2 protein-coding genes are annotated in these 2,666 nt (G+C 65.7%); both read left to right on the forward strand.

What is annotated here, in order from left to right:
- Window positions 1-1,893, forward strand: a 1,893-nt coding sequence (locus tag ACYPYD_RS10180) for a TonB-dependent receptor (protein WP_459663006.1), incomplete at its 5' end; no start/stop codon positions are given.
- A gap of 84 nt (window positions 1,894-1,977) precedes the next feature.
- The coding region (locus tag ACYPYD_RS10185) for a sulfatase-like hydrolase/transferase (RefSeq protein WP_459663008.1) at window positions 1,978-2,666 on the forward strand (689 nt) is incomplete at its 3' end.

The following is a 2,666-nucleotide window of genomic DNA, read 5'->3' on the forward strand; positions in this document are numbered from 1 at the left end:
GACACGCTGGGCATCCGCGTGGCGGCACGCGCCAGCAAGCAGTTCGACGGCTACTACAAGCAGGTCGGCACGACGCAGACCTACCCCACGCTGGATCGCACTTCGACCTCGCAAGTGGTCACGCCGACACTGCACACCTCGGATGCCGCCGGAGACGGGCGCTCCAAGGAAGCCTATGTGCGCGCCACACTGAAGTGGGAGCCGACCGACACGCTGACCGCCGTGCTCAAGGCCAATTACGGCGTGAACGACAGCAACAACCCCAGCGCCGGTTCGGTGCTGTACTACTGCCCCACGGGCGCCTCGGCGGGCAATCCGGCCATCCGTTGCGGACGCCGCTTCGAATCCTCGGCCAACCGCACACCGCTCGATATCGCCGCGACCCAGCCTTATGCCAACAAGGACGGCGCGCAGGGCAACCAGTACAAGTCGTGGGCGGTCAACCTCGGGCTGACATGGGCGCTCGACGACCTGACGATCTCGTCGGTCACCAACTACAACTGGAACCGCAACACCTTTCAGTTCGACGGCGACAGCCTTTCACGATCGGGCGCACCGGGCGTGTTCGCGACCGAGGATTCCAGCTTCCACGCCTTCTCGCAGGAAGTGCGCGCGCAGACCGGCACCGGCAGCTTCTGGGATGCGATGATCGGCGGCTACTACCAGTCCACCATGCGCGATTACGATGCATGGACGGCCTCGGGCGGGCTTGAGAACAGCGCCGCGACGCCGGGCTATCGCCGCTATCTTGCCAATTCCAAGGACTCGCAGACAAGGGGCGAGACATACGCGATGTTCGGCCAGTTGATCCTGCGGCCGATCCAGAACGTCGAGGTCGCGGGCGGCGTGCGCTATACCTCGGAAAGCAAGGACAGCTACTTCCTCCAGCCCTATTCGCACCCGATCCGCGTGGCGCAGGGCATCTTCCTGCCGGGCGTGACGCTGAACTCGAACCAGGATTTCGAGGACTGGTCGCCCGAAGCCACGGTGACGTGGAAGCCGAGCGCGGACATCACCGTCTACGGCGCCTACAAGACCGCCTACAAGTCCGGCGGCTTCTCAAACTCGGGTATCTACAGCCCCAGCGCCGGCCTCGCCGACTTCGAGTTTGATCCGGAGAAGGCCAAAGGCTTCGAGGCAGGCATCAAGACCACGCTGCTCGACCGTCAGCTACGGCTGAACCTGACCGCCTACAACTTCAGGTACAACAACCTGCAGCTGGACTTCTTCCGGTCCGACATCTTCGCCTTCACCACCATCAATGCCGGGTCGGCGCGGACCAAGGGCGTGGAGCTGGAGTTCGAAGTGGCCCCGCGCGCGCTTGACGGCTTCAACCTGCACGGCAGCGTCAACTACAACCGCGCGCGCTACGGCGATGCGCCCGGCGCGCCGTGCTGGGCCGGGCAGACGCGGGGCGAGGGCTGCAATCTGGTCTATGTCGCGGCCACCGACAGCTCGCGTCCGTTCGATCCGGCGACCGACACGGCCGCCAACCGCCAGAACCTGCGCGGGCAAGTCACCGCCAACGCGCCGGAATGGACCGGCAACCTCGGCGCCTCGTACGAAGCGCTGATGGAGAGCGGGGCGAAGCTCGCCTTCGGTCTTGATGCCCGGTACAGCGGCAGCTACCTCGCTTCGGCCTTCGGCAATCCCTATACGAAGCAGCACCGCTACGTGTCGCTCGACGGGTCGATATCGTTCACTACGGCGGACGAGCACTGGCAGCTGCAGCTCATCGGCAAGAACCTGACCAATCGCTGGTACGCCATCGGCGGCACCGATGCGCCGAACACCGGATCGGGCACCGGCACCCTTGCGGGCGTCGTCGCCGACCAGATCGGCTACGCCAGCGTGCCCCGCACCGTCCAGGCGCAAGTCACCTTCCGCTACTGATCCCCCCAAATCCTCCCCCTCGGGCTTCGGCATGTCCGAAGCCCGCCCTTTTTCCGTGGGGAGGGCACCGAGAAGGATGCAATCATGAACAGGCCGTCGCAGATCCTCGCCGCGCTCCTCGCGACTTCCACGCTCGTCTGCTCGTCACAGGGCTTCGCGCAAGTCGCCGCTGACACCGTGGGCCGCACCGTCGAGACCACGCACGCACCGCGCTGGCCGAGCGAGCCGGCCGCGCCCAGGGGGGCGCCGAACGTCCTGCTCATCATGACCGACGATGTCGGCTACGGCGTCACCAGCGCCTACGGCGGCCCGGTCGATACCCCCAATTTCGAGGCACTGGCGAAGCAGGGCCTGCGCTATACCCGCTTCAATACGACCGCGCTGTGCTCGCCCACGCGCGCCTCGCTGCTGACCGGGCGCCTGCCACAGAACGTCAACATGGGCAACGTCACCAACCTGCCCACCGGTTACGACGGCTACACCACCGTCATCCCCAAAAGCGCGGCGACGGTGGCTGAGACGCTCAAGGAAGCGGGCTACAACACCGCGATGTTCGGCAAGGGCCACATCACCCCCGAATGGGAAATGAGCCCCGCCGGGCCCTTCGACCGCTGGCCCACCGGCCTCGGCTTCGAATATTTCTACGGCTTCCTCTCGGCCGATACCTCTTTGTGGAACCCCAACCTCGTCGAGAACGAGAAGCCGGTCGATCAGCCCGACCAGCCAGGCTACCACTTCGAGCGCGACATCGCCGACCACGCGATCGGCTGGCT

This window comes from Novosphingobium sp. 11B (assembly GCF_054589055.1).